11 protein-coding genes and 1 riboswitch are annotated in these 14,906 nt (G+C 62.8%); of the genes, 6 read left to right on the forward strand and 5 right to left on the reverse strand.

What is annotated here, in order from left to right; genetic code table 11:
* Positions 1-10: 10 nt before the first annotated feature.
* The 4 genes from cobG to AC0N03_RS00505 form a co-directional block, all read right to left on the reverse strand.
* The gene (cobG, locus tag AC0N03_RS00490; protein ID WP_474286402.1) at positions 11-1,303 is read right to left on the reverse strand and encodes a precorrin-3B synthase; all 1,293 of its coding nucleotides are present in this window, start codon (positions 1,301-1,303) and stop codon (positions 11-13) included.
* Positions 1,296-4,484 (reverse strand): cobaltochelatase subunit CobN, encoded by a 3,189-nt coding sequence (cobN, locus tag AC0N03_RS00495; protein ID WP_474286403.1) that lies wholly within the window; start codon positions 4,482-4,484, stop codon positions 1,296-1,298. The genes cobG and cobN overlap by 8 nt, the downstream gene beginning before the upstream one ends.
* A gap of 3 nt (positions 4,485-4,487) precedes the next feature.
* Positions 4,488-5,513 (reverse strand): cobalamin biosynthesis protein CobW, encoded by a 1,026-nt coding sequence (gene cobW, locus AC0N03_RS00500; RefSeq protein WP_474286404.1) that lies wholly within the window; start codon positions 5,511-5,513, stop codon positions 4,488-4,490.
* A gap of 90 nt (positions 5,514-5,603) precedes the next feature.
* Positions 5,604-5,978: a DUF1636 family protein gene (locus AC0N03_RS00505; RefSeq protein WP_474286405.1), complete on the reverse strand. Its 375-nt coding sequence runs from the start codon at positions 5,976-5,978 to the stop codon at positions 5,604-5,606.
* 84 nt (positions 5,979-6,062) lie between these two features.
* A riboswitch (cobalamin riboswitch) is annotated at positions 6,063-6,257 on the reverse strand.
* Positions 6,258-6,342: 85 nt separating this feature from the next.
* Here AC0N03_RS00505 and cobO point away from each other — a divergent pair.
* Both cobO and AC0N03_RS00515 read left to right on the forward strand, forming a co-directional pair.
* Entirely contained in the window at positions 6,343-6,960 is a 618-nt protein-coding gene (cobO, locus tag AC0N03_RS00510; protein ID WP_474286406.1) for a cob(I)yrinic acid a,c-diamide adenosyltransferase, read from the forward strand.
* Positions 6,961-6,974: 14 nt separating this feature from the next.
* On the forward strand, positions 6,975-8,408 hold the full coding sequence (locus AC0N03_RS00515; protein WP_474286408.1) for a cobyric acid synthase: 1,434 nt from the start codon (positions 6,975-6,977) through the stop codon (positions 8,406-8,408).
* A gap of 13 nt (positions 8,409-8,421) precedes the next feature.
* On the opposite strand, the gene cbiB is transcribed toward AC0N03_RS00515, so the two are convergent.
* Positions 8,422-9,375: an adenosylcobinamide-phosphate synthase CbiB gene (gene cbiB, locus AC0N03_RS00520; RefSeq protein ID WP_474286409.1), complete on the reverse strand. Its 954-nt coding sequence runs from the start codon at positions 9,373-9,375 to the stop codon at positions 8,422-8,424.
* Here cbiB and cobD point away from each other — a divergent pair.
* From cobD to AC0N03_RS00540, 4 genes are all read left to right on the forward strand, one after another.
* Positions 9,374-10,384 carry a threonine-phosphate decarboxylase CobD gene (gene cobD / locus AC0N03_RS00525; RefSeq protein WP_474286410.1) on the forward strand — a complete coding sequence of 337 codons (1,011 nt, stop codon included), beginning with the start codon at positions 9,374-9,376 and terminating at the stop codon, positions 10,382-10,384. The genes cbiB and cobD overlap by 2 nt on opposite strands.
* A gap of 92 nt (positions 10,385-10,476) precedes the next feature.
* On the forward strand, positions 10,477-11,217 hold the full coding sequence (locus tag AC0N03_RS00530; RefSeq protein WP_474286411.1) for a metallophosphoesterase family protein: 741 nt from the start codon (positions 10,477-10,479) through the stop codon (positions 11,215-11,217).
* A 16-nt stretch (positions 11,218-11,233) separates the two neighbouring features.
* The gene (locus AC0N03_RS00535) at positions 11,234-12,634 is read left to right on the forward strand and encodes a protein kinase domain-containing protein (protein WP_474286412.1); all 1,401 of its coding nucleotides are present in this window, start codon (positions 11,234-11,236) and stop codon (positions 12,632-12,634) included.
* A 290-nt stretch (positions 12,635-12,924) separates the two neighbouring features.
* Positions 12,925-14,727 (forward strand): methyl-accepting chemotaxis protein, encoded by a 1,803-nt coding sequence (locus tag AC0N03_RS00540; RefSeq protein WP_474286413.1) that lies wholly within the window; start codon positions 12,925-12,927, stop codon positions 14,725-14,727.
* The last annotated feature ends 179 nt before the right edge of the window (positions 14,728-14,906 follow it).

The following is a 14,906-nucleotide window of genomic DNA, read 5'->3' on the forward strand; positions in this document are numbered from 1 at the left end:
GCGGATGTAATCATGCGTCAACGTTGAAATTCCTCATTAATTCTGAAATTATCCGGGGTAATTGCTCGGGTGCGAGTGCGGTGTGCGCAGGTTTTGCCCGTGTATCGCCCTGCAATATCAGGTCGTAAACCCCTTGCCTGCCCACCAGCGTCAGCGGCGCCCTGCCGGGATGCGCACAGCCTTTGGCGCAGCCGGAGACATGCAGCATCAGGCGGTCCGCGCCTGCAAACTGCGGTGTCAGAGCGCGTGCGTCGTCCAAAGTCTGCGTTTCTCCGCTGGAACAGAGCGGCGCGCCGGGACAGGCGGCAATATACAGTCTTGGGTCGGCAGGATTTGTGATCCACAAGCCGTCATCTTTGTTCGTATCGGCCAGCCGGAGAGGCGTGGTGCTCGTCGCCAGCAGCACCCGCCAGGGTGTGAGGCGCAGGTCTTCCGCGCCCGCTTGCCTGCATGCCCCGGCAAGGGCGGCGAGCGCAGCCGCATCCATCAGGCCGAAGGGCGCTGCCAGCCCGAAGAAGCCTAAGTGCTGGCCGAGAATTTCGCGTAATTCCGGCGCGGGACGCGGCTGGCGCGGGGCGAGGCACCAATCCTCATGCTGCGCCAGTTCGGGCATGAGTCTGGCAAATTTTCTCTCTTCCGGGTCTTGCCGGGCAGGGCTATTCATCTGGCGCGAGATGTAGTCGCGCATCCGTCTGAGCGCCGGGTCCGCCTGCCGCGCGCCGATGAACATGCGCGCCGCCGCAGCAGCGATCTCCGGCACGTCCGCCTCCCGCCAGAGCCCGAAATGCAGATGATCCACTCCGTCCAGCATCAGGCCGAAGCGCAGCCCTTGCGGCGTTGCAACGGCCTCGAAGCGCACGTCGGCGGATATGTCCCCAAGGCCGGCCCGCCCGCCGCCATCCAGCGCAAAGCCGAATTTTCCCGGTAGCGCCCAGAGCGCTTCGTCCTGTGCGAGACGCGCATCGAGCGTTGCCGCGAGGGGTACAAGTTCGGTCAGGCCATCAAGCGGATTGACGATGATATTGCGCACCGCCTCGGCCCTTTCATTGTCGCCCACCAGCCCGAGCGCCTGTAATTCGGCGATGAGCCGCGGGTGATCTTCCGGGCTTACGCCGCGCAATTGCAGGTTGGCGCGTGCCGAGAGGCTGATCTTGCCATTGCCGTAGCGCCGCGAGAGCGCGGCAATCGCGCTGGCCTGATCGAAGCTCATCCGCCCGGCGGCAAGACGCAGCCGCACCAGCAGCCCGTCGCCGGTCATCATGGGGCGCAGCGCGCCGGGGCACCAGCCTTTGATTTCACCCATGGCCCGCTCCCAGAATTTCGTCGAGCATGGCGCGGGTGGAGTTGCGCCGGTCCTGCCAGAAACCGCGCGCCAGAGCCTCGTCGAATTTCGCTGCCATGGCGGCTTCCGCCTGCGGATTGACCTCATGCAGGAAGGCGCGCACCTCTTCCTGTCCGAGCGTGGCGTCGAACAATATGTCGAAATGGCGGCTCTGAACGGCGTCGGTCAGCGCCGCATAAGCGAAGAGATTGTCGAGACTTTCGACGATTTCTGCCGCGCCGCGATGGCCGTGGCGCATCTGGCCCTTAATCCAGCGCGGATTGCTGGCCCGCCCGCGCAGAACCCGCGCCACTTCCTGCGCCATGGTGCGAATTTTCGGATATCGGGCGGCGGAATCGGCATGGTAGATGGCGGGGACCTTGCCAAGGCTGGCGGCGGCGGCGGCAAAGCCGCCCTCATGTTCGGCAAAGGCATCGGAATCAAGCACATCCTGTCCCGCCATATCCTGAACATGGACAAAGGCATCGGCACCGGCAACCCGGGCGGCGAAGGCGTCGCTGCGGCCTTCGCTTCTGCCAAAACTATGTGATGAGGCGGCGAGATAAGCCGCGCCCAGTTCGTCGCGGCTTTTCCAGTCGCCCCGGGCAAGAATATTGCCGAGCCCCAGCCCATAGGTGCCGGGTGCCGAGCCAAAAATGCGCGGGCCGTGGCTGAGAATGAGCGGATTCTCGTCTTCCGGTTCATCGAGGCTGGCCACAGCCCGCACAGCCTCGTCAAACAGCGCGATCTGGCCGGGAAACACATCCCGGAACAGGCCGGAAATGCGCAACGTCACGTCAACGCGCGGGCGGCCCAGCTTTGCCGGCGGCATGATTTCGAAGCCGTTGACACGGGTCGAACCATGATCCCATGTCGGACGCACCCCGATCAGCGCAAATGCCTGCGCAAGATCCTCTCCGCCGGTGCGCATCGACGCGCTGCCCCAGAGATCGAGAAAAATGCTTTTCGGCCATTCGCCATGGGTCTGCGCATAGGTTGCCAGCACTTCGGACGCCATGGCTTCGCCCATCTCCCAAGCCGTACGGGTGGGGATGGCGCGCGGGTCGATGGAGAAAAGATTGCGCCCCGTGGGCAATACATCGGCGCGCGTTGCCGGGGCACCTGCCGGACCGGGCGGCACGAAACGCCCTCTGAGCCCCTTGATGAGCCCGTCGATTTCGCCAGGCGCGGTGCCGAATATGTGCAGGCCGTCGCCGATGCGCATATCCTTGATGTCGCAGAGCCAGGCATCGAGTTCGGCCAGCACATCTTGTGTTGCGGCATCGCGGGTAATGCCGCTCTCCGTGAACAGGCCTGTTTCTTCGGCGCGGCGCAGGATCAGCGTGGCAAGACGCTTGGCGCGTCTGGGGTCCAGCGTCTCGGCCTGCGCATATTCGTCGAACAGGCCTTCGATTTCGGCCAGTGCGCCATGCGCGCCGGCCTGCATCAGCGGCGGAGTCATATGGCCGATGGTCACGGCGCCAAGCCGCCTTTTGGCCTGTGCCGCCTCGCCCGGATTATTGACAATGAACGGGTAGATCACCGGCACGGCGCCGAGAACGGCTTCGGGCGCGCAGGTTTCGGCCAGTGCGGCGGCTTTGCCCGGCAGCCATTCCAGCGTGCCATGGGTGCCGCAATGGATCATCGCATCCATATTGGCGCGCAGCCACAGATAGAAGGCGATATAAGCGTGGCAGGGCGGCAGGTTGGTGTCATGGTAATCGTTCTTGCGATTATCCGCGTGCCCCCGGTCGGGTTGGACGGCCACGATGAGCTTGCCGCTCCGGATGTGGCGGAAAGCGAAGTCTTCGTCTGGCAGGCCCCATGCCTTGATCACCGCCTCGCGGAACAGTCCGGGCAGGGTTGCGAACGCCTGCGCATAATGCGCCAGCGACATGACCAAACGCGGCGGTTCAAGCGTCAGCGCGCCGATGAGGCTTGCAGCGTCGATCTCATCGATATCGTAGCCCGCGCCGCGCAGTGCGGCGGCGATCTGCGCCACAGATTGCGGCGTATCGAGGCCAACGGCATAGGCTGTGCGTCCGCCCTTGGCCGGATAATCCGAGAGCACGAGGCCGATGCGCGTCTCAAACGCGGGCAGGCGGCGCAAGCGCGCCCAGGCTGCGCCAAGTTCGGCGACATAATCAACGCGCGAAGGCTCCGGCGCGTGGATGAGGCGGGAAAATTCCAGCGTCTGCGAGCGCGGCGTCTCGGCCTTGAACGAAATGGCGCGGGTGATGATGCGTCCATCCACTTCGGGCAGCACCACGTTCATCGCCTGATCGGCGGCAGAAAGCCCGCGCGCGTCGCCCTGCCATTGCTCACGGCTGCTTCCGGCCAGCATGACCTGCAGAACCGGGGCATCGGCGGCATCAAGCACCGTCGAGCCGTCATTCTGCCGGGCAGAGAAGGCGGTGGTGTTGAAAATCACATCCGGCGCGAAGCGTGCCATATGCGTGGCCAGCGGCTCGCTTGCCGATGGATCCTTCAGGCTGGTGACAAAGCTGGCGCTGACGGAGAAACCCTTGGCGTGCAGACTGGAGCCAAGCGCGCGGATCGGGGCAAGATCGCCCGAAAGCAGCAAGGAGCGGTAGAACACCAGCAGAGCCCTTGGCCCGTCCGCATGATTGAAGCAGGCCGGCGTATAGAGATCGAAAGCAGCCAATTTCCGGGGTGGGCGTGCCGCGGCGCCGGCCATGACATCGAGACAGGCCGCCATATTCTCCGGCCCGCCTTCCTGAAAATAAGCCCAGAGGGCGCGAAGCTGGTCTCTGGGCAGGGTCGAAGCCGCGTCGAGGCGCGCATCCTCCTGATAATCGCCGGGGACGAAGGCGAGGCTGATGCCGTTCGCCCGCGCCAGAGCTGCCAGCTCTTCGACGCCATAACGCCAGTAATCCATGCCGCCCAGCAGGCGCACCAGCACGAATCTGGCTTTGGCGATGATCTTTTCGGCATAAAGATCGACGGAATAGGGGTGCTTGAGCTGTGCGAGGCTGGCAAGGCGCAGGGCGGGCAGGCCCGAACCGGCCTCCCAGGCGCTGGCGAGGCTGGAGAGGTCGGCATCCGTGAAAGAGAGGAACACCAGCGGCGCAGGAGTCTGCTCCAGATCAACGGCCTCGGCCGTGTCGTTCAGGGAGCGGGACTCGGTGCGCAGCAGATGCATGGTTTACGCCAACGCCGCCGTGATGGCGTCCTTGTTCAGACCTTTCTCGCCGATCACCACAAGACGGCTCAGGCGTTGTTCGCCCGCGCTCCATGGCCGGTCGAAGCTCTGGCGAAAGCGTGTGCCGACGCCCTGCACCAGAAGGCGCATCGGCTTGCCGGCAACATCCATGAAGCCTTTCATGCGCAGCACGTCGTGCCGGGCGGCGACATCGGCGAGCTTGGCGATCAGTGCGTCCGGCTCATCGACAGGCCCAAGCTCGACGATGAACGTGTCGAAATCGTCGTGATCGTGGCCTTCCTCGGCATCATGATGCGAGGGCCGGTTGGCGAGGTCATCCTCGGCGGCGGCAGAGAGGCCGAGCAGCACATTCGGGTCGATCCGGCCCTCGTGCGTGGCGATGATTTTGACAGCGCGCGGCACTTCACGCTGGATATCGGCAAAAATGCTGGCGAGGTCGGCTTCATTGATCAGATCCGCCTTGTTGACGATGACAAGATCGGCGCAGAGCAGCTGATCCTCATAGACTTCCTCAAGCGGGTTGTCGTGATCGAGCGAGGCATCCTCGGCGCGCTGGCGGGCGAGGGCTTCGGGATCGTCGGCAAAACGCCCCTCCGCCACGGCGGCGCCGTCCACCACGGCAATGACGCCGTCGACTGTGAGGCGGGCGCGGATGCTCGGCCAGTCGAAGGCCTTGACGAGGGGCTTGGGCAGGGCGAGGCCCGAAGTTTCGATGATGATGTGTTCCGGCCTTGGCTCGCGCGCCATCAGGCCTTCAATGGCGGGGATGAAGTCATCCGCCACAGTGCAGCAGATGCAGCCATTGGCCAGTTCGACGATATTTTCCTCGGGGCAGGATTCTATGCCGCAGGAACGTAAAATGTCTCCATCGACGCCGACATCGCCGAATTCGTTGATCACAAGCGCCAGACGGCGGCCATTGGCATGTTCCAGCACATGGCGCACCAGCGTCGTTTTTCCGGCGCCAAGAAACCCGGTGATGATGGTGACAGGTATTTTGGCGAGCATGTGATTATCCTTTTGTGGTTTCCCTCATCCCAACCTTCTCCCATAGAGAGAAGGAGTGTTCGAGCTATGCGCTCTCCATCAGGGAGAGGGTCATGGTGAAGGCCTTTGCAGTGGCGGAACCCGCGCGACCACGCCTTTCTTGAGGGCGTCGGGGCGCTGCTTCCAGGGAATAAGGCCATCGGCTGCGGCGGCGTAAAGTCTGGCGCCGGCCAGAATTGTCTCGGCGGCTGTCTCGGCGGGCAGGTCGCCGTAAATATAGGTCCACTTGCCGGGCGCAGCGAAACTCACCGTGCAGGGACGCTTGCAGACGCTCAGGCATTCGACGGGGATGATCTGGAACCCCGCGCCATCGCTGGCGGCGAGGCTGGCATAAAGCCGCGCGCCTGCACGCTCCGCCTTCGGTTCAAGCGGCTCGTCTGCCGCGCGGCAGGTGGTGCAGACATAGATTTGCGTCGGCTCGGACACCGGTTTACCCCAGTTTGCGCGGGGTGCACCAAAGCGGTTGCCGATGCGGAAAACCGCATCGACGGGTTCAGGGCACCCCGCCCGAACCTTGACCGTGCCATGGCAGGTCTCCTGACTCTTGGATCGCCGCCCGCGCGCCCCTTCCCGAATCTGCATTCAGTGGTTTTGGCGCCGGGCTCCCCAATCACAGTTGCGGGGGCAGTTGTGGCTTGCGGGGCAAAACCCCGCCACATTCCCTTTTCACTCTCAACGCGAGAGACCATAGCGCCTAACTGTTAGGCGCGCCGACAGGGCCTGTCAATGTGCCGCGCTTGCCGGGGCGGGAAAGAGGTGCTTTTAATGCCTGCCAAATTGCGAGGACGCCATGACTATATCCGATTCCAGCGAGGAAGACCGCCACAAGGCCAAAATGGCCAAGCGAAAGGCCGTGCAGGACGCCGAAGTCGCCTCGAAAACCATTGCCGAGAAGGGGCTGCTCATCGTCCATACCGGCTCGGGCAAAGGCAAGTCCACGGCGGCTTTCGGCCTCATCCTGCGCGCGCTGGGCTATGAATGGAAGGTCGGCATCGTCCAGTTCATCAAGGGGGCGTGGGAGACGGGCGAGCGCAAGGCGCTGGAGCGTTTTCCCGATCTCGTGGAATGGTACACGATGGGCGAGGGCTTCACCTGGGAGACGCAGGACAAGGCGCGCGATATCGCCGCCGCCGTGCGGGCATGGGACAAGGTCAAAGACCTGATGGCCAGACCGGATATCCGCCTGCTCGTGCTCGACGAGCTCAATATCGCACTGCGCTATGATTATCTGCCGCTGCATGAGGTGGTGGAGGCGCTCAAGGCGCGGCGTCCCGATCTGCATATCGTCGTCACCGGCCGCAATGCCAAGCCTGAACTCATCGAGGCGGCGGATCTCGTCACCGAAATGACTCTGGTCAAGCATCATTTTTCCGGCGGCGTGAAGGCCCAGAAGGGTATCGAATTTTGAGCGCCAGAGCCTTGATGTTTCAGGGTACCGGCTCCGATGTCGGCAAGAGCCTGCTGGTCGCCGGCTTTTGCCGCGCGCTGACCCTGCGCGGGCACAGGGTGCTGCCGTTCAAGCCGCAGAATATGTCGAACAATGCCGCCGTAACCGCCGATGGCGGAGAGATCGGCCGGGCGCAGGCTTTGCAGGCGCGCGCCTGCGGTGCGCCCCTCAGCGTCCATATGAACCCGGTGCTGCTGAAACCGCAGAGCGATGTCGGGTCTCAGGTGATCGTGCAGGGGAAAATCTTCGGCAATGCGAAGGCGCGCGATTATCAGGCCCTCAAGCCGAAACTGATGTCCAGCGTGCTGGACAGTTTTGAACGCCTCAAGGCGCAGGCGGATTTTGTACTGGTTGAAGGTGCGGGCAGTGCGGCGGAGGTCAATCTGCGGGCCAATGACATCGCCAATATGGGCTTCGCCCGGGCCACCGATGTGCCTGTCGTGCTGATCGGCGATATCGACCGCGGCGGAGTGATCGCGCAGATCGTCGGCACCAGAGCGGTTATCGATGCGGCGGATGCCGATATGGTTAGAGGTTTCATCGTCAACCGTTTTCGCGGCGATCCCACATTGTTCTCGGCCGGCATGGACCTGATTTCAGAAAAAAGCGGCTGGCAGGCGCTGGGGCTGGTGCCGTATTTTACCGATGCCGCGCGACTGCCCGCCGAGGATGCGGTGGTGCTGGACAAGCGCCGCGGCAGTTCCGGCGGCGCGCTCAAAATCGCTGTGCCTGTCCTTGCCCATATTGCCAATTTCGATGATTTCGACCCGTTGCGGCTTGAACCGGGCGTCGATCTGGTGATGGTGGCGCGCGGGCAACCCTTGCCCGTTTGCGATCTTGTCATCCTGCCCGGCTCAAAGGCGACCATCGCCGATCTGAAATTCTTCCGGGCGCAGGGGTGGGACATCGATCTTGCCGCCCATGTGCGGCGCGGCGGCAAGGTTTTGGGTATTTGCGGCGGTTATCAGATGCTGGGCAGGGCAGTTCACGACCCGCAAGGCATGGAGGGCCCGCCGGAGAGCGTTGAAGGCCTCGGCCTGCTCGATGTGGAGACCACGCTTTCGGGTGACAAGAGCCTTATCGCCGTATCCGGAATTTCTGCCGATGGCGCGCCTTTTGCCGGATATGAGATGCATGTCGGGCGCACGTCCGGCCCCGATTGCGCGCGGCCGCTGCTCGATATCGCAGGGCGGGCGGATGGCGCCATTTCGGCCAATGGTCAGATCATGGCCTGTTATGTGCACGGCCTGTTTGCGCATGATTCGCAGCGGGCCGGCTGGCTGAACCGACTTGGCGGGCAGAGTTCGGGCATGAATTACGAGGCCGGGATCGAGGCCACGCTCGACGCGCTGGCGGCCCATCTGGAAAAGCACGTCGATATCGGTGCGCTGATCGGCTTGGCGCGGTAGGGCGCGCCTGCTCTCAGAGCGTCACGGCCAGTGCCGCGGCTGCGATCACCAGCGCCTGAATGAAGCAGGCGCGCCGGTAGAGCGTCAGGGCGCGGGCAATATCGCTGGCATTGGCCTCGCGCCGGCCATTGCCCATGAAGGCGTCATCCACCAGTTCCGCGCCATAGACGCGCGGCCCTGCCAGTTGCAGGCCCAGTGCCCCGGCCATGGCTGCTTCCGGCCAACCGGCATTGGGGGATCGATGCCGGGGCGCATCGCGCAGCATTGCGCTGACGGCCTTGCCAGCGCTGGCGCCCTTTGTCATCAGCGCCGCGAGAATCAGCCATAGCGCGGCCAGCCGCGAAGCGGGCAGGTTGACGAGATCGTCAAAGCGCGCCGCCGCCCAGCCGAACGCCTCGTAGCGCTCGTTCCTGTGGCCGATCATCGAATCCGCCGTATTGGCGGCCTTGTAGGCGACTCCGCCCGGCAAGCCGAGAGCGCAAAGCCAGAAAGCGGGGGCGACAATGCCGTCGGAGAAATTTTCGGCCAGACTCTCAATGGCGGCGCGCGCCACGCCGGCTTCGTCGAGCACGGATGTGTTGCGCCCGACGATCATGGCCACTGCACCTTGTCCGGCGGCGAGATTGTCGCTCAGGGCGCGCTCCACCGCCCGCACATGCGTGAACAGCGAACGCTGCGCCGGAAGGCTGGCGGCCAGAATGGCCAGTTTGATCATGCCGGAAAGATCGTGCAATATGAACCGGTCGAGCAACAGGGCGGGCAGGACGCTCAGGCCAAGCAGCGCAATCAGCGCCAGCGCGCCTCTGGCACGGCGTTTCCCGCCGCGATTGAGCGCGGCTTCCAGCCATGCGAGGGCAGCGCCCATCCATGTGACAGGATGGCCGATGAGCTTGTAAAGCGCGTCCGGATACCCAAATAAGCCTTCCAGGGCGAGGGCCAGCAGGGTCATTTGAAGGGTGAAGGCCATGACAGAAACACTCGAATCGATCCACATCCTAACGCATCATGGCGGCAATCTCGACGTCGCGGCCCAGCTCTTTCCGCATGCGCCCCATCCGTGGATCGACCTTTCCACCGGAATCAACGCCGAATCCTATCCTCTGGGCGATATTTCTCCGTTGGCCTGGACGCGCCTGCCCGAGGCTGGGGCCGTTACGGCGCTGGAAGAGGCGGCGGCGCAGGCTTATGGCCTTTCGGGAGGCGAGGCTGTCGCGGCACCCGGCACGCAGAGCCTGATCCAGCTTCTGCCGCATGTGCTGGCCGGGCGCAAGGTTGGCGTTCTCGGCTTTACTTATGGCGAATATGCCCGCGTCTGGCGTCCGCATGGCGTTGAGGTCCGGATATGCGCGCATCTTGCCGACCTGCGCGCCTGCGATGTCGCGATCATCGTCAATCCCAATAATCCGGACGGGCGGCGGATTTCCCCCGAGGACCTGCTGACGCTGGCTGCCGATCTCGCCGTCTCCGGCGGCACACTGGTGGTGGACGAAGCCTTCATGGATTTTTACCGGCCGCAGGCCAGCCTTGCGCCCATTATGCCCGCCAATACGCTGATCCTGCGCTCGTTCGGCAAGACCTACGGCCTCGCCGGTCTGCGGCTCGGCTTTGCGCTGGCGCACCGCGATCTGGCGCATGTGCTGCGCCGCGAACTCGGCCCCTGGGCGGTGTCCGGTCCGGCCCTGGCTGTCGCCCGCCGCGCTTTTGCCGATAAGGGCTGGCTGGCCAAGGAGGCGGCCCGCCTGCTTGCTTCGCGCCAGCATCTCGAGGGCTTGCTCGTCGGCGCCGGTTTCGATCTGGTCGGCGGCACCCATCTTTTCGTGCTGGCGGGTCATTCGCAGGCTCATCACTGGTTTCGCCGTCTCGCCGAGGCCGGGATTTTGGTCCGGCCCTTCGCCCAGCATCCGCAATGGCTGCGATTTGGCATTCCTGCCGCGACGGACTGGCCGCGCATCGAGGCGGCACTTACGCTTGGTTGATCCGGATCAAGGCGGTGCGCGTCGCTTCGACTAATCTCCGGCTTGCGGAGCGCCGCACCCGCGCCTAGCGTTAGGGTTTACTGGGACGATTCATGCGGATAGCTCTGTTCAGCGACATTCACGGCAACCGGGAGGCGTTTGCTGCCTGCCTGCGCGACGCCGCACAGCGCGGCGTCGATCAATATGTCTTCCTCGGCGATTATGTCGGCTACGGCGCCGAGCCCGAATGGGTTGTCGAGACAGTGGCCGCGCATCTCGACAAAGGGGCGATTGCCGTCGTCGGCAATCATGACCGCGCCATATCCGAACCGAGCCCCGCGATGAATGTGACAGCGCGGGCCGCGATCGACTGGACGAGGGAAAATCTTTCCCCCGCCGCGCGCAATTGGCTCGATCGTCTGCCGCTCGTGGTTGAGGACGAGGGGCGGCTTTACGTGCATGCCGATGGCGCGCATCCCGAACGCTGGACTTATATCACCGATTCCGAAATGGCCTGGGCCAGCATGCGCGCCACCCGGGCGCAGGTCACGTTCTGCGGCCATGTGCATGTGCCTGCCGTTTACGGCATCACCGCCACCAGCAAGCTGGCGCGTTTCCAGCCCGTGCCAAGCGTTGGCATCCCGCTGCTCAAGCAGCGCCGCTGGCTCTGCGTGCTTGGCTCTGTCGGCCAGCCGCGCGATCACAATCCGGCTGCCTGTTACGGCATTTTCGACACGGACAGCCACGAAATGAGCTATCTGCGTGTTCCTTATGACATCGAGAGCGCGGCGGCGCGCATCCGCGCCGCTGGCCTGCCGGAATCTCTGGCCGTTCGGTTGATGGAGGGGCGTTGACCTCGGGGGGGATTTCATGGGGCGCCATACGATCGAGCCGGGTCTTGTTCTCGATGGTTTTGAAATTGTCGAATTCATCTATAAGGGCGGCATGGCCTCGCTCTGGAAGGTGCGCAAGCCGGGTATCGACCTGCCGCTGCTGATGAAGGTGCCGGTCATCAGCGAAGGAGAGGACCCCGCCGCCATCGTCGGCTTCGAGATGGAGCAGATGATTCTGCCGCGCCTGCACGGTGTGCATGTGCCGAAATTCATCGCGGCGGGGGATTTTGCCACCCAGCCCTATCTGGTGATGGAGCATATCAATGCGCCCTCGCTGCTGCCGCGGATCGACTCCCTGCCGCTGCCCTGTGCGGAAGTGGCGGAACTGGGCGCGAAAATTGCCCTCGCCCTGCATGATCTGCACAGCCAGCACGTGATCCATCTCGACCTCAAGCCCTCGAATGTTCTTTTCCGTGAGAATGGCGAAGTCGTGCTGGTCGATTATGGGCTGTCGCATCACGATCAGTTGCCCGATCTGCTGGTTGAGGAATTCCGTCTTCCCTATGGCACCGCGCCCTACATGGCGCCGGAGCAGGTGCTCGGCATCCGCCATGAGCCGCGCAGCGATCTGTTTGCGCTGGGTGTGCTGATGTATTTTTTCGCCACCGGCGTGCGCCCGTTTGGCAACCCGCAGCGCCTCAGCGGTCTCAAGCATCGCATCTGGCGCGATCCCGTGCCGCCGCGCGCCCTCAATGCCGCCATGCCGCTCTGGTTTCAGGAGATCATCCTGCGCTGTCTGGAGGTCAACCCGGCGCGGCGCTATCCGTCCGGCGCGCAGCTTGCGTTCGATCTTCTCAATCCCGATCAGGTTCGCCTCACCGAACGCGCACAAAAATTGAAGCAGGATTCGATTTTTGCCGTCTGGCGGCGGCGCTTCAACGAAGATGCGCGGCCCATCCGTGTCGAAAACATGAAACAGCAGCTGGCGGGTGCGCCGATCATTGTGGCGGCGATAGACCTTGGCGAGGGCGGCGGCACGGTCGCAGATGATCTGCGCGTCATGGTCGGGCAGGTGCTGGCCACCATGCCCGAGGCGCGCGTTGCCTGTCTCAATGTACTCAAGCAGAACCGGGTCACGCTCGACAGCACGCTGGATGAAAACGGCGAATCCAAGCACATCCACCGGCTTGTCGGCTTGAAAAGCTGGGCTAATCCGCTGCGCCTGCCCGAGGGCAAAATCACCTTCCACGTGCTGGAGGCGATTGATCCGGCCGACGCGATCCTCAATTATGCCCGCGCCAACGAGGTCGATCATATTGTCATGGGCGCTCGCGCCAATTCCGCCATGCGTACGCTGCTTGGCTCTGTGTCGGGCGAGGTGGCAGCCAAGGCGCCCTGCTCGGTGACAGTGGTGCGCCCGCGCGCGCTGAAGGCCTGAAACCCCCTTTTTACGGGGCCGTGTCAGATAGAGCCCGGCGCCCATACATTTGCTTTTGAGCCGTCGCGGGCGCTGCGCCCAGCCGGACATTGGCTGCGCGATCTTATCGGGGCAATCGGTCGTGCCGACCTGGCGCCGATTTGCTCAAAATATGAGCATACGCGCAATACATGTAATCAGATGCAATTAATGCGATAATTTTTCAACTTTAGGTAGAAAAATAAGAATAATTAAGTTTCAGTCAATTTATGGACTCCACAATATTCGCATCAATATAAGTGGAGGCCCGTATGAATATCAAAATATCTCAGGCATTTCGCCTTTTTGGCTTATTGATCACAATTGGACTTGTGCTGACAACGCTGGCCAGTTCGATTGCTTTGCGAAGATTGCAGATAGGGGGCGAGGCCTATCAGAAGATCATCGCGGCCAAGGATCTGGTTTCGGACATCCTGCCACCGCCTGAATATATCATTGAGGCCTATCTGGAAGCCAATCTGGCTCTGCAGCAGCCGGACAAACTGGACAGCCATATTCAGAACCTGAAGAAATTAAGGGAAGCCTATGAACAGCGGCACCAGTTCTGGATCAATTCGGCCTTTCTGCCGGCGGAGCTGCGCAAAAGTCTGACACAGGATTCGGATGCGCAGGTGCAGAAATTCTGGACCGAACTCGATACGGTTTATGTTCCGGCGCTGCGCCGCAACGATATGGCGGGCGCACGGGCTTCTCTGACCAGCCTGACCCGGTCTTACGAGGCGCATCGGGCCGTCATAGACGATGTCGTGCACAAGGCCGACGCCTTCTCGGGTGAAGCGGAGAATTCGGCGGCCAATCAGGGCCAGTTGTTTCAGCTCCTGATGTTCGGCACAGCGCTGTTTGTGACTGTCATGGCCATTTTTGGGTTCAGCCTGCTGCGCCGGAAGGCCAGCGATCCCCTGATGGTGCTGTCCGACTATATGGGCAATCTGGCCGAGGAGAAATATGAAACGGAAGTGCCGATGCGCGAGCGCGCCGACGAGATCGGGTTCATGGCCCGCTCTGTCGATATTTTCCGCAATGCGATTGTCGAGCGGCGCCGGATCCGCATGGAACAGGACATAAACGACAAGCGCAATCGCGAAGAACGCGAGGAGAGCGATCGTCTGGCCCGCGAGGAGCGCGACCGCGCTCTGAACAGTCTTGCTGCGGGCCTGAGCGCCATATCCGCCAAAAATCTGGCCTATCGGCTCGTTGAGCCGATTCCGGCCGGCTATCGCAAATTGCAGAGCGACTTCAATGGCGCGATAACCCATCTCGAATTGGCCATGGTCGAAGTGATGGGCGGGATTTCCACCATTGGCGCGGGCACCAATCAGATTGCCGCGGCGGTGCAGGATCTTTCGCAGCAGACCGAGCAGCAGGCCGCCACGCTTGAGGAAACGGCCGCCGCTCTGGCGCAGATCACCGAAATGGTCAAGGCCACGGCCCAGGGCGCGCAGAAGGCGAATGCCGTTGTCCAGCAAACCAAGGAGGAAGCGCAGGAGAGCAACAAGGTGGTCCGGCATGTCGTTGAGGCCATGGAGAAGATCGAACGCTCGTCCGGCAGCATCAGCCAGATTTTGACGGTTATAGACGAGATCGCTTTCCAGACCAATCTGCTGGCCCTGAATGCCGGGGTAGAGGCCGCGCGGGCGGGCGATGCCGGACGCGGCTTTGCCGTGGTGGCGTCGGAAGTGCGGGCGCTGGCGCAGCGCTCGGCGGATTCAGCCAAGGAAATCAAGGCGCTGATTTCGGAATCTTCGGAGCAGGTGCATCAGGGGGTGGCGCTGGTCGGACAGACCGTGCGCGCCCTCGAAAAAATGGTCAGCCAGGTTGATGAGATCGATCAGTCCGTGGGCCTCATTGCCCGCAATGTGCAGGATCAGGCCAACAGCCTTGCCGAGATCAACATAGCCGTCGGGGCTATGGATACCAACACCCAGAAGAACGTCGCCATGGTCGAGGAGACGACGGCGGCGACGCAATCCCTCCACTCGGAAACGGAGCAGCTCATCAAGGTCATCCGATCGTTTCAGACCGCGCAGGAGCAAAGGCAGGCGCGCGCCGCCTGATGGCGCGGCCCGCCGGCCCGAATACGTGCGGCACAAACAGCCGCCGCTCATAATTTGGGGCGGCGGCATATTTTTTGTGCCAGCCTGACACTGCCGGACCCGCACACAAACAAACAAATAAGCAAGGGCCGGATCAATCCGGCCCTTGTCGTATCTGTGACAGACTTGTTTCTGCGGCT

Source organism: Methylocystis sp. sgz306128, assembly GCF_056032725.1.